This is a genomic window from Ohessyouella blattaphilus, from assembly GCF_024721265.1.
Classification (GTDB): Bacteria; Bacillota; Clostridia; order Lachnospirales; family Lachnospiraceae; genus Aequitasia; species Aequitasia blattaphilus_A.
Map to the genome: position 1 here is coordinate 1 of NZ_JAMXOC010000019.1, position 16,882 is coordinate 16,882.

The following is a 16,882-nucleotide window of genomic DNA, read 5'->3' on the forward strand; positions in this document are numbered from 1 at the left end:
TTCTCCGTCAAAAGAGAATGTCCTATTTATATGGTCAATTAGATAGGGGGGATCTCATTGAATACATGTACAGAAATAAAAAAGGAGTTTATGGAGAGAAACATTAAAGTCTCGTTAACCGTGCATGAGGCGGCGGAGTATACCGGTATTGGTAGAAATGCTTTAAGAAAATTATTGGAATGGGAAGCCATGCCGGTTATATACATAGGAAGAAAGATTTTAATTCGTGTAGAAACATTAGATCGATTTATAGCTTTAAATGAGGGAAAAGATTTGTCGAATAGAGCTGACATCATTGCAGTCACCAAGAAGGAGGCGGTATAATGAAGACAAATCAAATTAAGCAATCCTTACCAGTAGAAAGGAGAAGATTTTATGGGTAAGGATTTGAATGGAAAAAAGTTGCCAGCTGGTGTAATGCAGCGACCAAATGGTATCTATAGAGGCAGATTTAAATACAATGGTGATTCATACAGTGTACAGAATGAAAATCTAGAAGATTTGATAGTTGCGCTCGATGAGCTCCGCTACCATGTACGTCGAGGTTTAAAAGAGAGTACAAAGAAAAGCTTGATGGATGAGTGGTTTGATTTGTGGCTTAACATACATAAGAAACGAACGATAAAGGAGAGAACGAGAGTCCGCTATCATAACTTTTATTCCTGGTATATTAAGCCACGGTTTGGTAGAAAGCGAATAGTCGATTTTAGTCCCATTCTCATTGAGAGCCTATTGCAAGACATGGCAGATAAGGAGTATAGTACATCGACCATTGGCGAAGTCTTTGATTTGATGAGAGCGATTTTTCGGTATGCTCTGCACAATCGGATTATTGTATATAATCCCTGCGATGGAGTGGAACTGCCAAAGACCAAAGAAAAGGATATTCGGGTATTGACGGTAAAAGAACAGCTAGAAGTATTGGAGCATGTTAAAGGGCGTATGTATGAGAATCTGATTATTCTGGCCTTAAATACAGGTATGCGTTGCGGTGAAATGTGTGGTCTTACCTGGGATAACATTGATTTTGAAAACCGTAAGATTCACGTTACAAAAACCTTAGTACAGATAAAAAGTTTGGAAACAGGAAAGTATTACTTTGCCTTTCAAGAACCAAAGACAAAAAATAGTACGAGAACGATTCCTATGCTAGATGCTTCTTATGAAGTGTTAAAAAAGCAATACGTGCGTATTCGGGAAATGCAAATGAGCGCAAGTCATTGGGAGCATGTGAAGGGATTTGAGAATCTGGTGTTTCTTACACGTTCTGGAAAGCCGGTAGCGAATTGTATTATTCGCAATACCCTTAATACGGCAGAAAAATCGATTAACAGATCGAGGAAAGCATTTGCAGAAAAGGAAGGGATACCTTATGTAGCAATCCCGCATTTTTATCCCCATGCGCTAAGACATACTTTTGCTACTCGGTGTTTTGAAGCAGGGATTGATGCAAAGACGGTACAGGGGTATCTAGGGCACTTTTCAATCTCGATAACTTTAGATTTGTACACACATGTTACTGAAGAGAAAGCAATAATCGAGATGCAAAAGCTAGAAGCATTGTACCTGGGAATCGGCTAAAAATGAATATTTATAAATGGATAGTGCATAACCGGAAAAAAGAGGGTGCCCCAAAGTTGCCCCAGATGGGTTTTGCAGAATGTGTAGACAACAGAAAACCCCGTAAACACAAGGGTTCACAGGGTTACTGTTTATAGTTATCTAAAGGAATGAGAAACGCAAAATTTGATTTTACCTAGTGTTATAGCGTGTTACAGCGCTTAAAATGGAGATTCCTAAAATGGAATTTGTGTTATATTGTGTTATATTTTATCAAGAATAGGTTGGGTGATTGACCCGAAATTGACCTGAAATTGAATATTGGATGAATTAATATAAAGTCATTATTACAACAATGCAAAGAATACGGGCTTCTGGAACCGGAGTTTTCTTGAGTTTGATGGAGATTTCCGGGTGAATATGTTCTGGCAAACCACTTCTGGCGCGAAAGGTATCAGTGATACCAAAATGAGACCAATGAGACTGACAGATAAAAATCCAGCAATCACTCAGAAAGAAATGAAAGAGAAGATGGGGGCGCTGGCGACAATAAAGAGGCTCATGTCTAATTTGTAGAAGCGTGGAAAAATTCAAAGACAGGGATCCTGTTGAAGCGGCAAGTGGTTGATTGTAGACCCGAAGGAGTAACTATAGCAGAGTTGTTAATTGAAAATGTAGGAAAAGCGCTGCTACCAGTTTCATTTAGAGTTTGTTTTCCCGTGTCTGTGCTTACATATTTGTGGGAGCGGAAAGGAGAGGATAGCAAAACTTGATTTTACCTAGTGGTGTTTAATTTCTATTTCGAACGTACATATGTAAAGTTTGTGAAAGTTCAAAAAAGGTTGAGTTTTTTCAAAAAATAACATACACTATATGTAACAGAGTTGCCCGAAGTCAATATGACGTTGGGGACCAGGCTGAGTCTTGTGCTCAGCTTTTTTACGTTAAGGCGAAGTGTTTATGGAGTTGAAAAAACCGCTAACTTTCGATGAACAGATAGAAAAATTGAAAGCCCATGGAATTCACATTAAAACGAACAGATATCACCTTTATTTATAAAGGTCTGTATTCGAAATTATATTTAGAGTTGGCTGCTTATTTAAGCAGGGCATATCTTGATGATTTAAAAGATACTTGTGCTTACGGCAATGTTCGTTAGGGTTATGAGTATGAGTTTGTTGCTAAGGACACTAAAAGGGGAAATAAAAAGGAGGATTTGTAAATGTTTGAAGAGAAAATTAGTGAAATAAATAAGGAAATCGAGGCACAAAATTCAAGCTATGTAAAACGCACTTATACGGTTGATGAGATACAAGACATCTTGGGTATTAGCCAAACTACAGCTTATATTCTAATAAAGCAAAAATTGTTCCATAGCGTTAAGGTTGGTCGACATATCAGGATTTCCAAAAAAAGCTTTGATCAATGGCTAGAAGGACAAGAATAAATTGTCAAGGGTGCAAATCTAAGAAAATACTCGGATTTGCACCTTTGTGTTTTTTCAACTCTTTTTCTACAATGCAATCATGCTAAGCGCTAGCAAAAAAATAGAAGGAGGTAAAGCTTGTGTATGATGAAATAATTAAGAAATTGAACGCTCAAAAAGACGCGCAAGTAATGCCAATGTACGAAAAACGTACGTATACAGTTGATGAGATTCAGGATATTTTAGGTATTAGTCAGCCAACTGCATACAGCTTGATTAAGCAAAATCTATTTCACAGCATTAAGGTTGGGCGGCATATCCGAATTGCAAAACGAAGCTTTGATAGTTGGCTAGAGGGGAGCGATTAGGTTGATGTGTAGTTGGAAAGTAATGATATTTAATAGTAGGAGGTGGGTATGGATATACATACAGAAATACCTTATACCCTAAAAAGGAAGACAAGCATGTCAATAACGGAGATGCGCCGCCTTTTAGGATTAGGGAAGACAGATTCATATTGGCTGGTGCAAAAAAAATATTTTAAAACCGTCGTAGTGGCAGGGAAAATGCGAGTAATGATTGATAGCTTTGAAGAATGGTACGCGGGACAATTTCATTATAAAAAAGTCTGTGGTGAGCCACCAGGAGCAAGATGGGAAAATATTAATATGTCAGTTCAAGAAACGGCTGACTTGATAGGCATTACGACATCAACATTGTATGATCTGCTAAAAAAGGAGCCATTTAAAACTGAGCGTATCAATAGCAAATTGCGCATTGATATTAAGAGCTTCGAGAAGTGGTACAAGAACCAGAGCCATTATAAAAAAGGTAGGTGACTTAAATGGCATCGATAGTTAAAAGAAAAAGTAAATATGCCGTCGTTTATACAGTTACAGACGAAAATGGTGTAAAACGACAAAAATGGGAGAGCTTTGCAACTAATGCTGATGCAAAAAAAAGAAAAGCACAGGTAGAGTATCAGCTTAGTACAGGAGATTTTATTGTTCCGTCAGCAAAAACATTAAAAGAACTGCTTGAGGAATATGTTTCTATTTACGGAGTAAATACTTGGGCACTCTCTACTTATGATTCAAGGAAGGGACTTATAGATAATTACATAAACCCGTTAATAGGGGATTTGAAATTGGACGATATAACACCTAGGCTAATGGATAAGTATTATCGGGATTTATTGACAGTAAAGGCGGTTCCCAGACCTTATCAAACCCCAAAGAACGAATATCTAAATGCAAGAAGAGTGCAAGAAATTCACAAGTTACTTCGCAATGCATTTAATCAGGCTGTGAAGTGGGAGATGATGACGCGTAATCCGGTTCTTAATGCAACAATACCAAAACATGAAGCGAAAAAAAGAGAAATATGGACATCAGACATATTATTTAAAGCGCTGGAATTATGCGATGATGACCTATTAGCATTGGCATTGCATTTAACCTTTGCGGGAACACTTAGAATGGGAGAACTTTTAGGACTTACTTGGGACTGTGTTGATATATCTGAGGAAAGTATAAATAGTGGCACCGCGAGTATATTTATTGAAAAGGAATTACAGCGGGTAACAAAGGAGTCAATGCAGCTATTAAACAATAAGGATGTTATAAGAATATTCCCGGCGGTTTTGTCAAGCAAGCATACAGTATTAGTGCTTAAGAAGCCAAAGACAAGGACTAGCGTTAGGAAAGTTTTCTTACCAAAGACGGTTGCGGCAATGTTGGTGAATAAAAAGCAAGAGATTGAAGAATTAAAGGATTTTTTTGGTGAGGAATATACGGACTATAGCATGGTGTTTTGTAATCCGACGGGCAGACCCATTGAAGGACAGATTATTAACAGAGCGTTTAGTAAGCTAATTAGGGACAACAATTTGCCCAAAGTTGTATTTCACAGTCTTCGGCATTCCAGTGTTACTTATAAGTTGAAGCTTAATGGCGGAGATATGAAATCGGTACAAGGGGATTCAGGGCATGCTCAGTTAAAGATGGTAGCAGATGTTTATTCTCATATCATTGATGATGATCGGCGAATTAATGCCCAGCGCTTGGAAGAAACGTTCTATTCAAAACCAGGCGAGAAAATAATTCCAGAGAAAAAAGAATCATTAGAGCTTCCGGTAGCGAGTGACGAGGATAAGGAGTTGCTAACAAAATTGTTGGCAAATCCTGAGATGGCATCTTTATTGAAGACATTGGCGAAGAGTTTATAGAGAAAATTGTGGCAGGGCTTGTTTGTTGACAGGTCCTGTTTTTATTATTAGTTTTCTATAGCTATTCATTGCATTTGCGAATAGACCAGCAATACCTTATAATAGAGGGGAGTAACTTGGATTGGAGAGAGATTATGGAAAGATTGAATTATATTGTCGAGGATAGTACTATTGCTGAGCTTTTAGGCGTCGAGAACTTTACAAATAAAGAATCTGCCATCTTAGAATTAGTTAAAAATGCTTATGATGCACATGCAAGAAAAGTAACTGTCACAATTAAACCTCTTATGATAGTTATTCAAGATGACGGTATAGGTATGGACCGAGAAATTATTAAAAATAATTGGATGCATGTGGGTAAAAGCAATAAGGGATATAAAGAAAGTCAAATTGGTGATGAGCGTATTCTTGCAGGCTCCAAAGGAATTGGACGTTTTGCGCTGGCTCGTTTAGGAGCATATGTTGTTGTGAAAAGTCGAAAAAGACATTCACAGCCATTAAGGTGGGAAACAGACTGGAATGAAAGCACCTTATCTGACGCAAGCGAGGAAGACTTTTATGGGACTTATATTGAGATTTCAATGTTAAGAGATCGTTGGACAGAAACAGGAATTGCTAAGCTAGTAGATTACTTATCTGTAACGTATAAAGACGATAAGATGGCAATAGAGATTGTCTCTGAAACCAATATTTATAATGTATCACATTACTATGAAAAACCTCAATTGGGAAAGAATTTTGTTACAGACATCAAACTTATTTATAAAAGTGAAAGTAATACTTTAGAGTGTCTTGTTATTAGTGATGAATTTAGACAGGAAGCAGAAAAGTATTGTAAAGATATAGATTTGCGGTTATATAAGAAAACTGTAAACTGTGTAGAAGAATTATATGATGACAGAGAAATAGATTTTAGCAAGAAGGAGTTAAAAGAATTTTTGGAGAGAGTAGGAGATTTTAATGCAAACTTGTTCTTCTCTTTAAAATCCTCTACGACCAAGGATTACGAAAGTTTTTTGTATAAATACGATAAGTTAAATAAGAGATATGATAAAGGAGTCGTACTTTATCGTAATGCATTTAGTCTGTCTTCATATGATGGAAAAAAAGATTGGCTAGGATTTGGAAAACGTTCTAGAAAGTCTCCGGCAGCAGCTACTCATCCATCTGGTGCCTGGCGGGTAAGGGAAAACCAGATATCGGGTATGGTTAATATAGATAAAAAAAACAATGCAAATTTAAAAGACTTGTCAAATAGACAAGGTCTAGATGAGAATGAGTTCTTTGTTTTATTTGTAAAGATTATTGATGTTGGAGTCGCTATATTTGAGAGATATAGACAAGATATTATTAGGAATATCAATAAAAAAAATAATATTTCGAAAGCGCCTAAACCAGCGATTATTCAGGACATAATTAAGACTCCGAGCAAGGTTAAAGATTTATCTCCAGAAGATGTGAAATCCTTAGCTATAGAACTTTCTACTATCGAAAAAGAATCAAAGACCAATAGAGAAGAAAAAAGAACTACAGAAGAAAGATACAGATATGATGTTCGTATCTTGAATGTTCTAGCTACATCAGGCCTTAAGGCGACATCCATTGCACATGAGTTGCAAAATGATAGAAACAGCGTAAGTGTAAACTATAATTATATTGTTAAGGCACTTAAAGAATATGATTTCTGGGAGGAGCTAAATTCACTAGAGTACACGGAAAAAAGTCATAAGAACGTGCCGCAATTGTTAGAGAGAAATCGATCAATAAGCGAGAAAATATTAGTTTTTATGGATACAATGCTTGATGAAGTAGAAAAGCAAAAATTTGCTACAAAGGATCTTAGTATTTCAGATATCATGAAAGTGATTAAGTCTAATTGGGTAAGAGATTATGCTAGTTTAAATATAGATCTTAAGATTGATGAAGACCTTCGCTTTGAAACGGCAGAGGATATTTTTCCGGTAATTTTTGACAATTTAATTCTTAACAGTATACAACAAAATGAACATCAAAATAAGATTGATATTAAAATATTCATTGATAAGAAAGGTGATTATTTGGATGTTACTTATTCTGACAATGGTCAAGGGTTACCCCCAAAATTTATCCATGATCCAATGAGAATTTTAGCAGTGCATGAAACTTCTAGAAAAAAAGGACATGGGCTTGGGATGTGGATTGTAAATAATACCGTACAAATGACTGGTGGAACAATTAAAAATATTGATGGTATAGATGGTTTCAAAATATACCTTGAATTGGGAGACAAACTATAATGGCAGAGATAAAAATTGTATATATTGATGACAAGCCAGATGAAATTCTAACAGCATATCTTGATGAAGTATATTGCAATGCTAAGTTAGACAGTCCGAGTGGAGCGGAGCATGTGACGAAAATATACAAAGAAGTAAAGTTTATAGGCAACCTAGGTTATGAATGCTTGCTTCAAGATACCGATGTGCGCTCAGCAAATGTAATACTAATTGATAACCATCTTTTTGAGGAACAAACAGCAGGCTCAGGGAAATTTTCGGGTAAGCAATTTAAAGTTATTTTGAGGAAGTTGTTTCCTTTTGTTGAAGTGATTATTATCACTCAAGATCAACATCTTAACGGCGATAACATTATTCATAAATTTGCAGGTAGAAATGGTGAAGATACAGATGAGTATTATAAAAATAACCTTGACAGTATACTTGATGGAGCAATCAGAGAAGTTATTGAATTTGAGGCCTTAGCAGAAGATTTAAAGAAAAGTAAAGATGTTGAAAAAGCTCTTGTTGATAAGATTCTGCAATCATTACAAGGAAATGATTCGTATGACGAAATGACAAAGGAAGATATCGATCAATTAATATTAAGCTTTAAGGAGTTGAAAGAAAGCTGTGCATACTAATTCAGATTATAGAAATGCGGATAAATGTCCATCTCTTGAAGGCATAAAAGATAAAAAAGAGAAGCTAAAGGATTTAGTGATTAAAGAACATAGGCGAACTAAAATTATATACAATCAGATTAAGAATAAAGATAAAAAATATTTCGATATGTTTGCAAAGATTTATAATTACAAGTGTGCTTATTGTGGCACATCTCTAAAATTTACGGATGGAAGGTTATTTGAAATTGATCATTTTATATGTGAATCGGCATATACTAAAGATACTGCGGGTCGAGCTGAAGCGGGTAAAATCGGGAATTTATCTTTTTCTTGCTATTCATGCAATAGAGGAAAAGGAAGCCTGCATATAAAGGATTCGTATGTAAATAAATTGAATCCAGATGACAACTCGATTAGCAAGGTGTTCTACAGAGAACAGAATTTTTATATTAAAAAGAGCAGTAAGTTCACAGATGATGAGTTTGTAAGTAAATTCTATGATGAATTGTTATTTGGTAGCGAATTTCGTCGTTTAGACTATTTGCTATTAGAGGTAGATGATTTTATTCAAGACGTTAAAGAAAAGGACGAAGATTTTGCAAGACGATTACAGGAGATTAAAAGTAAACTACAAGAAAAGAAAAACGGTACCTTTATAAAACAGGGTGGAAATTGAGGATTAAAAAGTATGGAAGATAAGCTTTCTGGGTCCTATTATACCCCTTATGAGACTGTTGATTTTATGTACGAATATCTATTAGAGCGAAATAAGCTATCGCAACGAGTTCTTGAGCCGAGTGTGGGAGATGGTCGCTTTATTGAGAGAATTTCAAATAATGTTACAGTCAATGAGGTTGTAGGTGTTGAATTAGACAAGAAAAAAGTAGAGGAATTAAGGAACAAAGGATATCCGGATAAAGTTACAATTATAGAATCAGATTATTTAGAATATGTTAATAGAGGTGCGAAAAACTATCAAGTCATATTGGGAAATCCGCCATACATTAGTATAAAAAATATGGATAAATCCTTTTTAAATTTGGGAAGGTCGATCTGTGAAGGATTTGGGCTTCCTAAAAAATTGCTTCAAAACTCATGGGTTGCGTTTGTGCTGGCATCAATTAAAATCATTGAAGCAAATGGTGTTATTTTTTTTGTATTACCAACAGAATTTTTGCAGGTACAATATGCAGAGATTCTTAGAGAATTTCTTGAAAATAAGTTCAATACAATACACATAATTACCTTTACAGAGAGAATGTTTCCTAAAATAGAGCAAGAGGCATGCCTGGTCTATTTAACAAACGAACAGGAAGAACTTCCATACATTGCATATAAACAATATGAGAAATTGGACGCTATAGTGCCTATTTATGAGTCGAGAATTGAAAGGAATAAACCTTTAAAGAAGTGGTCAAATGCGGTGTTATCAGATAGGGACATTGACATAATGAATAATATCACTGATCGTTATAGGAGCATCGGCGAAATGGCAACGAGTGCGCCAGGCATAGTGACGGCCGCAAATAATAAATTTATTCTTACAAATGAGGAAGTGGAACAATATGAGTGCCGAGATTATGTTATACCGATTATCTCAAAAGGCATGATGGTAAGAAATAGACTTGTAGCTAACCAAGAATTAGTGAACCAATTGGCGCTGGATGGTAAAAAAGTATATATGCTAAATCTAGCGGGTATTGTTGAGGATGAATTGCCGGAGTCGCTTAAGAGATATTTAGATGAGACTGGAGAGGTTAAAAGAGGAGAAATAAAAATTAAAGAAAGTTTCAAATGTTCAAGACGGACTCCATGGTATGCGATCCCGGTAGTTAGAAGTGGTAGTGTGATTTTCTTCAAGCGCTATGATACTTGCCCGAGAATATCCATAAACCCAGATATGATTCATACAACCGATATTGCGTATAATCTTCAGTTAAATGACGATGTTGAAGCGAGTAGCTTGGTATTCTGTTTTTATAATTCGCTATCTCTCGCTCAATGTGAATTTGCTGGAAGATATTATGCAGGTGGAGTTTCCGAATTGACACCAACGGAATTCAGATCAATTGCAGTGCCATACAGAAAAATTTCGGCAGAGGATGTTGATATTTTAGGAAGGATGTTTCATGATGAAAGGCCATTGGATGAAATTATCAGGTTTGTTAATAAAAAAACAATTTGTCAAGACTTATTAGAAGAAGAAATAAGCGTTATAGACAATATAAGAAGGAAATTGATAAATAGAAGGAAATAATGATACTAGATATACAATACTTGAAATGCCAATTTGGCATTTCAAGTTCAGGAGGATGAGATGGAAAGAAATGAAAAGGACGTTTTGTCACAAAAAAATGAAGAAATATCTAGCATAGAAGTTGTGCAACCTAGAATTGAAAGATTGATATGTGTTATTCGGGACAAACAAGTGATGGTAGACAGTGATTTGGCTGTTCTGTATCAAGTTGAAACGGGAGCATTAAATAGGGCAGTTAAAAGAAATGTGCAGAGATTTCCAGAGGATTTCAGATTTCAACTTACAGCGGAAGAATACGAGAACTTGAAATGCCAATCTGGAATTTCAAGTACGAAAGATAGAGGATATGGCGGACGAAGAACATTACCTTATGTTTTTACGGAACAGGGTATTTCAATGCTTGCCAGTGTACTTCACAGCGAAGTTGCAGTAAATGTAAGTGTTGGTATTATGAGAACTTTTGTGGAGATGCGGAGCTTCATAGCAAATAATGCTCTACTCTTCGAGCGCATCAGTAATGTAGAGCTAAAACAGTTGGAATTCCAGAAGAAGACTGATGAAAAATTGAAGCAGGTATTTGAGTATATATCCGATCATGAAGAAGCAAGTCAAAAAGTATTTTTTGATGGACAGATTTACGATGCGTTTAGTTTGATAGTTAGCTTGATACAAAAGGCAAAAAGGGAAATCATGCTAATAGACGGATATGTCGATGTAGGAACATTGAACCTTGTTTCAAAGAAAAAAGAGAATGTATCCGTGGTAATTTATACACAGGAGCGTACAAGACTTACTGAATCGGATGTGGAGAATTTCAATGCACAGTATCCAGTATTAGAAGTGAAATACACAAAAGTGTTCCATGATCGTTTCTTAATTATAGACCGAGAAAAAGCCTATCACGTGGGGGCTTCCTTAAAGGATGCAGGAAAAAAGTGTTTTGGTATTAATCGCATTCAAGATGACGAAATTATTAAGAGTATATTACAACGACTGGAATCGGAAGCAGGACTAGAATGATTTAATGCTAACTAACACTTTTTTCATCATACTCGCTAATCTTCGGCTAAAACTAGCCGGTTATAACGGGTAATGTTAGCCGGAAAACGACGGTTTATGGTAATGTTTAAAGCCTGAAAAAAGCTAGAATATTACGGCGTTCAGCTGTGTTTTACGCTGATATATGGTTACCGCCTGAACCGTCTCCTAAGGCTGTGTTCTAACATAACCCTGAGGGAAAAAGGGAAATGGTTACAAGTAAAAATTTTAATAGATGTCTCCGTAGCTCAGTGGATAGAGCATTCGCCTCCTAAGCAGATGGAACTTGTTACCACTTTGCTAATAACATTACCAATTACTTACAATTTGATATAGATGTCCCTGTAGCTCAGCTGGATAGAGCGGTGCCCTCCTAAGGCGCGTCTAGCGGAGGTTCGAATCCTCTCAGGGACGGGAAAGCAGTAGTGCCAAGCGTTAATTTTACGCTTGGCACTTGTCATCTTTTTTGCTAATAATATTTTCTGAAAAAATGAAGATTTGCTAATAAAAAATGGATTTTGCTAATAGCTTTTCGCGAGTTCCCCGATTTGCTAATCAGCTAATAAGTGGGTTAGAAGTAGTCTACGTCCGCTTCTGACTTAACGAGATTTGAAAAGTTCATCAATTAAATCGGGGTTCTTCTTTAACAATTGCAGGAGCTTTGCCTTGTCATCTTCCAGATCGTCTGGCTCCACATCAATTATATCTTCTTCCGTCGGTAGAGATGGCATTACCGTTGGCGTCTCAGCTTTAAAGGCCGGCACCATATTTTCGATAAGAGGTTTAAATTGCACTTCTACGGTTTCTGTCTCAACAAATGGTGGCTCGACAAGCGGTGGCTCATAAGCAGGTGGCGCTGGCTTACCATAGAATTCAGCATCCATTTGCTGAGCAAGTCGAATCCTATCCTCGTCAAGAATGTGAGCATAACGTTTTGTTATCATTTCCGGCCCAGCCCAGCCGCCATCTCCTTGAACGGCTTTTAGATTACCCTTAGATATTTTAAGTTTGACGGTGGCCGAAGTATGCCGGATACTATGAAAGACAATGCTATCCGGGTCAATATTCGGATCATTCATCTCTCTTAAAGTACGTTTAAAAAGTTTATTCAAAGTCTCAGAAACCATCGGCCTACCATTAGGCTGACAGATAATAAGACCGGTGTCAAAATACTCTTCATCTCCAAGGGTTGCCTTAAGTTGGTCTTGCAGATGCTTTAAAGTCCGCAGCTTATCCGTAACCGTGCTCGGAGTATAGACCTGTCTGATACTGCCTTCGGTTTTGGGTTGCTTTAGGACAATAACCGTTCTGGCTGCGGGATAAAGGAGCGGATATTCGTAATGAATAGTCATTTTTGACAGACTGCGACACTTTCGGTCGATGCGATCTAGCACGCGGTCTATATAAAGGCTCTGTCCTTGTAAGTCAAAGCGTTCCCACTGGGAGCCAGTGATTTCGCCGCTTCGCATACAACAAGCAAAGGAAAGGTTAATGGCGCAGTGGAGAGTGTATAATTCATAGCAATTTGGTCGATCAGTAAACTCCAACAAATTCATAATCTGGGCTGGTGTTAATATATCCCGAACCTTTGGCTTGTACTCAGGGACGTTGGCATTTACAAAAGGATTTTTCATGATTAGTTCCCATCTAAGGGCCTGATTAAAGGCACAGCGCATAAACTTATGGATATCGCGAATTACACTTGCCGAGACGCGTTTACGTTTGGGCGTACCTAGATTGGCAACAGGTTCAGCGTCGTATTCTAGGAAGTTATAATATTCGTCGACCTGCTTAGTTGTTAGTTTCTGAATTTCAATCTCGCCAAGATGAGGGAGAATGTAATTATTCATCATGCCGATATTGCTGGAATAAGTAGCGGCACCCCATTTTTTTCTGCCGTAGGTTTCGACAAATTCACTAAGGAAACCGGCAATAGTTCTATCGTCGTATTCGACGTGAATTCCTTTGGCAGTTTCGTATTCTAATTCTGCCTTACGTATTTGGGCAGCGGAATAGGAGAGTCCGGATTCCCAGCGTTGTTTCTTCTTATCACCGTGACCCTCATAATAGACAACGGCATAGGTGTTGCCGCGTTTAATAATTGAAGCCATATTAAATTCCTCCTTCTTGATGGTTCAGCCAGTGGTCAAAGGACTCTTTTGAGACGCGGATAATTCTGCCAATACGAATAACACGAAATTGACCGCTATTACATAACTCATAAGTCTTGCCCATACTGATATGAAGTATCTTGCTGATTTCTTCAGCAGAATATATTTTTTGTTCTTTGGTAGGACTAATATTTGTATTTGACATAAGTATTCCTTTCATTTAATACAAAAGTCCCAACCTTTCTTATTTACCCGGGTACGAGAAGTATACGGGAAAAGAAAAATCAGGACAATTGTGCGAATTATAAGGTTAGAAGATTGACTTCTTAAAGATGATAAAATCGTAACCGGTACGGGTATTGCAGATGCAACAATGCTCCTTAATATACTGAGCCGGATCCACTCTCTTAATAAAGTGCTCCGGTGAATAATAAAAGGCACTAGCACAAGCATTACAAAGGGTTAACTCCATCCCGGGATCACTTTTAGCAATAACGGGCTTTTGTTTGTGCTTTGTAAGTGCCGTACTCTTCATTAGAGCGACGTTTACACGACGCATGAGTGTTTCGTCCAACGAGCCGAGATATTCCTTTAAACGGCTTTTATCGATGGTGCGAAGTTGCTCCAGCATAACAATAGAAGTTGAAGTCAGGAAAGAGCAATCTTTTAAGCTGACGTGGGTATTAAGCGCGGGTTTCTTTTTACTGGTAATCGCCGCTACGATGACAGTCGGACTATTACGATTTTGGATATTATTTTGAATAACAAGGACCGGACGCATGCCGCCTTGCTCACTCCCGATTACAGGATTTAGGTTGGCGAAGAGGATATCTCCGCGTTTAATATTTTTCGAATTCATTAAAGTTCCTCCATTTTCATTGATGTAAAACTGGACATAGCTGGAGAAGGAGGTTATCGCGACTCGAGCCATGCCCGGTGGTAAGGTTTCAATATTTAGTTGTAGCTATCTATTTGTTCCCAACTTCCGGATAGGCGGATACATCAGACGGTCAGTTGCGAGCTGACTCCACAGGAATTCTACCTCCCCTAGGTTCGCCAGAGGCCGCCTTCATTGTGTGTTCCCATTTCTTAATGGGGCTGTGACTAGACGGGAGTATCATTATCCTCCCGGATGGGTCTTGGCCATACGGTAGCAACCGTAACTTATAGCCGGGCAATTATCGCTTGAATAGGTCATGGCGTACCCGCTAATGTGGCTATCGCTCATCACGATATCCGGGAGAATGTATCTAATGCATGAGTATGAAGTTATCAAGGAGCGGGAGAGGGGTAAAAGATAAAAAGAAAAAGCCCTCCTAGGTGGTAGGCACCGATGGAGGGCAAAAAGACGTGGTCTAATACAATTTCTTTATTTTATTTTTAATTCGTGTAATCCGGTCAGTAACCGATGAGCGAGTAATACCGAGACGAAGAGCAATTTCTTCGTGGGTAAACCCATCAATCGCCCAAAGCTTTAAAAGCCCTAATTGTTCGGTGCTTAAAGCCTGAAGTCCTTTAAGTAGGCTGATGTCATCAATACTTTGAAGTAGTTCTTCATCAAAGAGCTCGTCGTAGTTGTCTGATGTAGACAGCCGCTCCTGAAACTTCTTAAGTAATGGTGACTTTTCAGCATCGTCATTATCCTCAAAGTTGCCGGCCGGAAAATACTGATTGTGCCGACAGAAGGTTCGTTCTTTTCTAAATAACTCCAAGTCGAACTCATACATCTCGTCGCATTGCCTAGCAGTCATACCGGCCGCGAGATACTCTGAGCGTTTCTTGGTTTGCTCTGCTTCAAATTTCCTCCTCTCAATTGCATAGTTAAATTTCATATTCGTTTCCTCCTAAATTTTGAAAGGTTAATTAGTTTCAAAACTAGGAATCACGGATATTTAGCTATGTAGGGTTGCCACCAATAAGTCATTTGTTATCCTCCAATCAAAGTGGAAGGAAACAAATAAGAGACCGGTGCGAAAGCACACCGATCCCTTGGGCCAAAATTGCATAAGGAATAAAGGGTACTTAATCGCACTAACACTAAAAATTCAGTGTTGTCCAATATTTGTATCCTTAGCCCTTATTGCAAATCAGGCTTTTGAATTATATTTATTTAAAGCTTATAACGGTTAATGTCCATAAAAATGCGCAAAAAAAACCAGGGCACATTTTTAATGAAAACAATTACGTTTCCGATAAAAATATACTCTGGTTTCGTGGTGGCTTATTTATGCCCCTATTACTCAGTCAGTATGTCAATATCTATTTGTTGCTAAAAAGTCCTTTCTCAGGCTCCCCTAATTCGGCAGACATCGTGTCGTAATCAACAAGCCGGAGGCGCCTACAGTTACTACATTTGTACGAGCTAAGTCCTGAGGCTCCTTCATAAACGACAATTTTGTCTTTATTACAGACAGGACAATATATAGTTCCCTTGATCTTTCCTTTCATAGTGAAGCACCCCCTTTCTATTGATCATGGCTTTTTTTCTTTAAATACTTTTCAATAAGTTCTTTGGCGTCGTTTGATATTTTAAGATCTTTGTCGCGTGCAAGCACACTAGCGTAAAGATCTTTCAAGGAAGCGTCGACCACTCCATCGTTGTCAAGCGTTGAGCATATAGGAATGAGCATGTTTTTGTAATAATCTAAAGAATACAATTCGAAAACATTTCCACCAATTCTGTTTTTAGGATCTTCTGCTGCAAATAGTAATATTACGCCCATACCATCTATTTCTGTGAAATAGTGCTTCCCATCGAAAACAAGGTTAGCGCCAGGGTTAAAACGACTTCTATAGTTAAAATAAGTTGATTCAGAATTATAATCAGAAGGAATTTTATTCCCTTTCAGCTCGGAGGTTACTCCTGTACCATAAGCATTATCAGTTGCCTCAGTAGATATGGAAAGCTCCCAGTCGTATACAAGCTGGTTTGTGTCCGAAATTAACTCCTTCAGAAAATTTGCCATATACATTGTATTGTCATTTGGTCTATCAAATTCACTGTTTATAAGTGCGTCAATACTCACATCTAATGCATCGGCGATATTGCTTACAAAATCTATCCCAGGAATCACATTTGTTTCAGCTCTATGAAGTCTGGACAAATAACCTGTGCTAACCCCTACAGACGTCTCGAGTTCTCCAATTTTCAAACCACGTTCCTTTATTAGAATATTTATATTTTTTAATAATCGATCTTTATCAAACATGATTTTGCCTCCGCTTAAACTAAAATCTTTATAACTATATTATACATGACTTGACGTATATGTCAATAGAATGTATAATTTGAAGTAGAAGTAACATTTTGTAAAATAATTGCTTTATTAGTCAAGAAAAATCGATGCTTGAAGATGCTATATATGCAGTAACAATGAGAGAT

Annotated in this window: 17 protein-coding genes and 1 tRNA gene; 13 read left to right on the forward strand and 5 right to left on the reverse strand. The window is 37.4% G+C overall.

Annotation, left to right across the window (positions count from 1 at the left end):
* Nucleotides 1-57: 57 nt before the first annotated feature.
* The 13 genes from NHH16_RS11485 (at nucleotide 58) to NHH16_RS11545 (ending at nucleotide 11,803) form a co-directional block, all read left to right on the forward strand.
* Entirely contained in the window at nucleotides 58-324 is a 267-nt protein-coding gene (locus NHH16_RS11485; RefSeq protein WP_465223425.1) for a helix-turn-helix domain-containing protein, read from the forward strand.
* 51 nt (nucleotides 325-375) lie between these two features.
* Complete coding sequence (locus tag NHH16_RS11490; RefSeq protein ID WP_262069750.1) at nucleotides 376-1,581, forward strand: tyrosine-type recombinase/integrase; 1,206 nt, start codon at nucleotides 376-378, stop codon at nucleotides 1,579-1,581.
* A 393-nt stretch (nucleotides 1,582-1,974) separates the two neighbouring features.
* Nucleotides 1,975-2,136 (forward strand): hypothetical protein, encoded by a 162-nt coding sequence (locus tag NHH16_RS11495; RefSeq protein ID WP_262069751.1) that lies wholly within the window; start codon nucleotides 1,975-1,977, stop codon nucleotides 2,134-2,136.
* 646 nt (nucleotides 2,137-2,782) lie between these two features.
* Nucleotides 2,783-3,007, forward strand: coding sequence for a helix-turn-helix domain-containing protein (locus NHH16_RS11500; RefSeq protein ID WP_262069752.1), 225 nt, complete (start codon nucleotides 2,783-2,785; stop codon nucleotides 3,005-3,007).
* Nucleotides 3,008-3,126: 119 nt separating this feature from the next.
* A complete protein-coding gene (locus tag NHH16_RS11505) occupies nucleotides 3,127-3,354 on the forward strand; it encodes a helix-turn-helix domain-containing protein (protein ID WP_262069753.1) in 228 nt (75 codons plus the stop codon).
* A 48-nt stretch (nucleotides 3,355-3,402) separates the two neighbouring features.
* Nucleotides 3,403-3,825, forward strand: a complete 423-nt coding sequence (locus NHH16_RS11510; RefSeq protein ID WP_262069754.1) for a helix-turn-helix domain-containing protein — start codon at nucleotides 3,403-3,405, stop codon at nucleotides 3,823-3,825.
* 5 nt (nucleotides 3,826-3,830) lie between these two features.
* Entirely contained in the window at nucleotides 3,831-5,213 is a 1,383-nt protein-coding gene (locus tag NHH16_RS11515) for a tyrosine-type recombinase/integrase (RefSeq protein ID WP_262069755.1), read from the forward strand.
* A 134-nt stretch (nucleotides 5,214-5,347) separates the two neighbouring features.
* Nucleotides 5,348-7,489, forward strand: a complete 2,142-nt coding sequence (locus NHH16_RS11520) for a sensor histidine kinase (protein ID WP_262069756.1) — start codon at nucleotides 5,348-5,350, stop codon at nucleotides 7,487-7,489.
* The gene (locus NHH16_RS11525) at nucleotides 7,489-8,112 is read left to right on the forward strand and encodes a hypothetical protein (protein ID WP_262069757.1); all 624 of its coding nucleotides are present in this window, start codon (nucleotides 7,489-7,491) and stop codon (nucleotides 8,110-8,112) included. Before NHH16_RS11520 ends, NHH16_RS11525 begins: the two co-directional genes overlap by 1 nt.
* Entirely contained in the window at nucleotides 8,102-8,770 is a 669-nt protein-coding gene (locus tag NHH16_RS11530; RefSeq protein ID WP_262069758.1) for an HNH endonuclease, read from the forward strand. Before NHH16_RS11525 ends, NHH16_RS11530 begins: the two co-directional genes overlap by 11 nt.
* A gap of 12 nt (nucleotides 8,771-8,782) precedes the next feature.
* Nucleotides 8,783-10,351 carry an Eco57I restriction-modification methylase domain-containing protein gene (locus NHH16_RS11535; protein WP_262069759.1) on the forward strand — a complete coding sequence of 523 codons (1,569 nt, stop codon included), beginning with the start codon at nucleotides 8,783-8,785 and terminating at the stop codon, nucleotides 10,349-10,351.
* 60 nt (nucleotides 10,352-10,411) lie between these two features.
* Nucleotides 10,412-11,371, forward strand: a complete 960-nt coding sequence (locus tag NHH16_RS11540) for an ORF6N domain-containing protein (protein ID WP_262069760.1) — start codon at nucleotides 10,412-10,414, stop codon at nucleotides 11,369-11,371.
* Nucleotides 11,372-11,727: 356 nt separating this feature from the next.
* Nucleotides 11,728-11,803: transfer RNA gene (locus NHH16_RS11545), tRNA-Arg, on the forward strand.
* A 185-nt stretch (nucleotides 11,804-11,988) separates the two neighbouring features.
* Here NHH16_RS11545 and NHH16_RS11550 read toward each other — a convergent pair.
* The 5 genes from NHH16_RS11550 to NHH16_RS11570 form a co-directional block, all read right to left on the reverse strand.
* The gene (locus tag NHH16_RS11550) at nucleotides 11,989-13,500 is read right to left on the reverse strand and encodes a tyrosine-type recombinase/integrase (RefSeq protein ID WP_262069761.1); all 1,512 of its coding nucleotides are present in this window, start codon (nucleotides 13,498-13,500) and stop codon (nucleotides 11,989-11,991) included.
* Between the two features lies 1 nt (nucleotide 13,501).
* On the reverse strand, nucleotides 13,502-13,705 hold the full coding sequence (locus NHH16_RS11555) for a helix-turn-helix domain-containing protein (RefSeq protein WP_262069762.1): 204 nt from the start codon (nucleotides 13,703-13,705) through the stop codon (nucleotides 13,502-13,504).
* A gap of 105 nt (nucleotides 13,706-13,810) precedes the next feature.
* The gene (locus tag NHH16_RS15730; protein WP_275982212.1) at nucleotides 13,811-14,359 is read right to left on the reverse strand and encodes a type II toxin-antitoxin system PemK/MazF family toxin; all 549 of its coding nucleotides are present in this window, start codon (nucleotides 14,357-14,359) and stop codon (nucleotides 13,811-13,813) included.
* Nucleotides 14,360-14,855: 496 nt separating this feature from the next.
* Nucleotides 14,856-15,332 carry a sigma factor-like helix-turn-helix DNA-binding protein gene (locus tag NHH16_RS11565; RefSeq protein WP_262069763.1) on the reverse strand — a complete coding sequence of 159 codons (477 nt, stop codon included), beginning with the start codon at nucleotides 15,330-15,332 and terminating at the stop codon, nucleotides 14,856-14,858.
* Nucleotides 15,333-15,965: 633 nt separating this feature from the next.
* On the reverse strand, nucleotides 15,966-16,709 hold the full coding sequence (locus tag NHH16_RS11570; RefSeq protein ID WP_262069764.1) for a helix-turn-helix domain-containing protein: 744 nt from the start codon (nucleotides 16,707-16,709) through the stop codon (nucleotides 15,966-15,968).
* Between the last annotated feature and the right edge of the window lie 173 nt (nucleotides 16,710-16,882).